This window comes from Streptomyces javensis (assembly GCF_039525925.1).
In the GTDB taxonomy this organism is placed as follows: domain Bacteria; phylum Actinomycetota; class Actinomycetes; order Streptomycetales; family Streptomycetaceae; genus Streptomyces; species Streptomyces asiaticus.
Map to the genome: position 1 here is coordinate 1 of NZ_BAAAIF010000188.1, position 4120 is coordinate 4120.

1 pseudogene is annotated in these 4120 nt (G+C 68.7%); it reads right to left on the minus strand.

The features are described from left to right. Positions 1-4094 (minus strand): annotated as a pseudogene (locus tag ABD329_RS47365) (SDR family NAD(P)-dependent oxidoreductase); the annotation flags it as partial. Between the last annotated feature and the right edge of the window lie 26 nt (positions 4095-4120).

A 4120-nucleotide genomic window follows, 5' to 3' on the forward strand; every position in this document is an offset into this window, starting at 1 on the left:
ATATTCGACTTCACCGACCCCAACCACAACGGCCGACCCACATCCCGACCCTGACCGTACGTGGCCAACAACGCCTGCGCCTCGATCGGATCACCCAACGCCGTACCCGTACCATGCGCCTCCACCGCATCCACATCCACCGCCGACAACCCCGCGCTCGCCAACGCCTGACGGATCACCCGCTGCTGCGACGGACCATTCGGCGCCGTCAAACCATTCGACGCACCGTCTTGATTCACTGCGGAGCCGGAGACAACGGCCAGCACCGGATGCCCGTTCCGCTCGGCGTCCGACAGTCGCTCCACCAGTAGTAGCCCGACACCCTCCGACCAGCCCGTCCCGTCCGCACCGGCGGCGAAGGACTTGCAGCGGCCATCGGCGGCCAGTCCACGCTGACGCGAGAACTCCACAAAGGTGGCGGGTGTCGCCATCACCGTCACTCCGCCGGCGAGCGCGAGGGAGCACTCGCCCGACCGAAGGGCCCGCACCGCCCAGTGCAGCGCCACCAGCGAGGACGAACACGCCGTGTCCACGGTGACCGCCGGGCCCTCCAGCCCAAACGTATAGGCCACCCGGCCCGACACCACACTGCCCGCGTTGCCGGTCAGAAGATAACCTTCGGATCCTTCCGTGGCCTGGCCGTCCCCGCCACCGTAGCCCTGCGCGGACGCGCCCACGAACACGCCGGTCTGGCTGCCCTTGAGCGTCGAGGCCGGGATACCGGCCCGCTCGAACGCCTCCCAGGACGCCTCCAGCAGCAGCCGCTGCTGCGGATCCATCGCCAGCGCCTCACGCGGTGAAATACCGAAGAATCCGGCGTCGAACTCGGCCGCGTCATGGAGGAATCCACCCGAGCGGACGTACGACCGGCCCGGGCGAGTGGCGTCGGCGTCGTACACACCGGCCAGGTCCCAGCCACGGTCGGACGGGAAGGACGATACGGCGTCGCCACCGCCGCTGACCAGCCGCCACAGCGCCTCCGGAGAGTCCACACCGCCCGGGAATCGGCAGCTCATGCCGATGATCACGATCGGATCGTCGGCCACCGCACTCGGCGTGTGCGGTACCTGTACCTCTTCGGCCAGTCCGAGCGCCGCCCCGCACACATGCTCGGCGAGTGCCGCCGGAGTCGGATAGTCGAAAATCACGGACGCCGGGAAGCGCAGCTGAGTAGCCGTGCCGAGCCGGTCCCGCAATTCCACGGCGGTCAGCGAGTCAAAGCCCAGCTCCTGGAACGTCCGGTCGAGGCCGATCGCAGTCGGGTTCTGGTGGCCCAACACCTCGGCGGCATGCGTCCGTACGAGCTCCACGACCGCACGGTCCCGCTCCTCACGCGGCAACCCGCGCAGCTCGACCGCGAATTCACCCACCGTTGACGTGAGTGGTTCGGACGCGTCGGGGATCAGCTCGCTCAGCAGCGGGCTCGGACGCAACGCGGTGAACCTCGACCCGAACCGCTCCCAGTCCACATCCGCCACCACAAGCGCCGTCTCACCATCACCCAAAGCCCGCCCCAACGCAGCGACCGCCGACCCCGGAGCCATCCCCGACACACCACGCTCAACCAGGAACTCCTCACCCCCAACGGCCATACCACCGCCACCCCACATCCCCCACGCCACCGACGTCGCCACCAACCCAACACCACGACGCCGCCACGCCAACCCATCCAAGAACGCGTTCGCCGCCGCATACGCCGACTGACTACCGCTCCCCCACACCCCCGCCACCGACGAGAACAACACAAAGGCATCCAGCTCGGCCTCCGCCAGGAGCGCGTCCAGGTTCGCCGCCCCGGCAACCTTCGACCGCGAGCTCTCCTCGAACTCCTCGGGTGTCAGGCTGTCCACCGCACCCCAGCTCGGCACCCCTGCGGCGTGTACGACGACCCGGAGATCGGGGATGGTGGCCAGCAGCGTCGCGACCGCCTCCCGATCGGCGACATCGCACGCGACCACCGTCACCTGGACCCCGAACTCCTCCAACTCGGTCACCAGCTCGGCCGACCCCGGGGTCTCGATCCCCCGGCGACTCGTCAGCACGATGCGCTCCACCCCGGTCCCCGCCAGCCAGCGCGCCACATGGCCGCCCAGCGCACCCGTACCCCCGGTGATCAGGGCGGATCCCCGCCCACGCCACCCGGCGGACGTGTCCGCCATCGGTGTCGCCCGGGTCAACCGGGCACCCCACGCCCCGGCGGCCCGGATCGCCACCTGATCCTCCCCGGTGCGCCCGGCGAGAACCCCGGCCAACCACGCACCCACACGCGCATCCGCCTCCGTGGGCAGATCGATCAGCCCACCCCAACGGTCCGGATGCTCCAGCCCGATCACACGGCCCAAACCCCAGACGGCCGACGCATACGGATCCACCGCATCCCCGTCCACCACACAGACCGCACCCCGCGTCACACACCACAACGGCGCATCGATCCCGACCCTCCCGAGAGTCTGCACCAGCGCCACCGTCGCCTCGACCGACAGCAACGACACCACACCAGCGACCGGCCCCGCGCTCAGCTCCGCCGACGTCACGACCTCGACACCGGCCCCGGCCGACCGCAGCGCAGCAGCCACATCGGCACCGTCCGCACCAGGTTCGACCACAACCAGCCAAGTACCGGTCAGGCCCGGCGCGCCGGACACCGCCGGGATCGGCGTCCAGCCGAGCCGGTAACGCCAGCCATCGATAGCAGACTGCTCCTGCCGTGCCCTCCGCCACGACGCCAATGCGGGCAACGCGGCACTCAACGACTGCTCAGCATCAACCCCAAGAGCCTCCGCATCACCCCGCTCGACCGCATCCCAGAACGCCGTGTCCACCGCACTCGTCGCAGACTGCTCAGCGGCCGGTTCCAACCAGAACCGCTCACGCTGGAAGGCATACGTCGGCAAATCAACCCGCCGAGCACCCGGAAACACCGCATCCCAGTCCACCTCAACACCACGGACATACAAACCACCCAAAGCCGCCATAACCGCAGCCGGTTCCGGACGGTCCCGGCGCAGCACCGACACGCCATCGCCGTCGACCAGTGCGGTCAACGTTCCGTCCGGCCCCAGCTCCAGGAACGAGCCAACTCGCAGCTCGCGCAGGGTGTTCAGCCCATCGGCGAATCGGACCGTCTCCCGCACATGCCGCACCCAGTACTCCGGCGAGCAGAGCTCTTCACCGGCCACCACACCGGACACGTTCGATACGACGGGCACGCACGGGGCGCGGAACTCCACGCCTCGAAGCACCTCGCCGAACTCCGCGAGCATGCCGTCCATACGAGCCGAATGAAACGCATGACTCACCCGCAACCGCCGCGTCCGCACCCCACGCCCAGCCAACACATCCACAACCGCCTGAACCGCATCCTCATCACCCGAGACCACCACCGACTCAGGACCATTCACCGCCGCAACCACCACACCCTCGCCCAGCAGCGCCCGCACCTCATCCTCCGACGCCGCCACCGCGACCATCGCGCCACCCGACGGCAACGCCTGCATCAAACGACCCCGCGCCGCCACCACCTTGGCCGCGTCCTCCAACGACCACACACCCGCCACATACGCCGCAGCCAACTCACCAATCGAATGACCCAACAGATAATCCGGCCTCACACCCCACGAAGTGACCAGCCGATACAGCGCCACCTCAAGCGCGAACAACCCCGCCTGCGTATACGCCGTCTCCCCAACCAGCCCGGCATCATCACCCCACACCACCTCGCCCACCGGCCTATCCACATGCCGATCCAGCTGGGCGCACACCTCATCCCACGCCGCAGCGAACACCGGATACGCCTCATACAACCCACGTCCCATCCCCAACCGCTGCGACCCCTGCCCCGCAAACAACACACCCAACCCACCCGACACCGGCACACCCACCACCACCGAACCCAACCCACCCAGCAACTCCTCACGATCCGCACCCACCACCACCGCACGATGCGACAACCCAGCACGCCCAGTCGCCAAAGACCACCCCACATCCACCGGATCCAGACCCGGATTCCGGTCCACGAAAGCCCGCAGCCGCTCCACCTGCGCCCGCACCGCCGCCTCACCCGCACCCGACACCACCCACGGCACAGCAGGCAACACCACACCTTCAGCCTCAGGCTCCG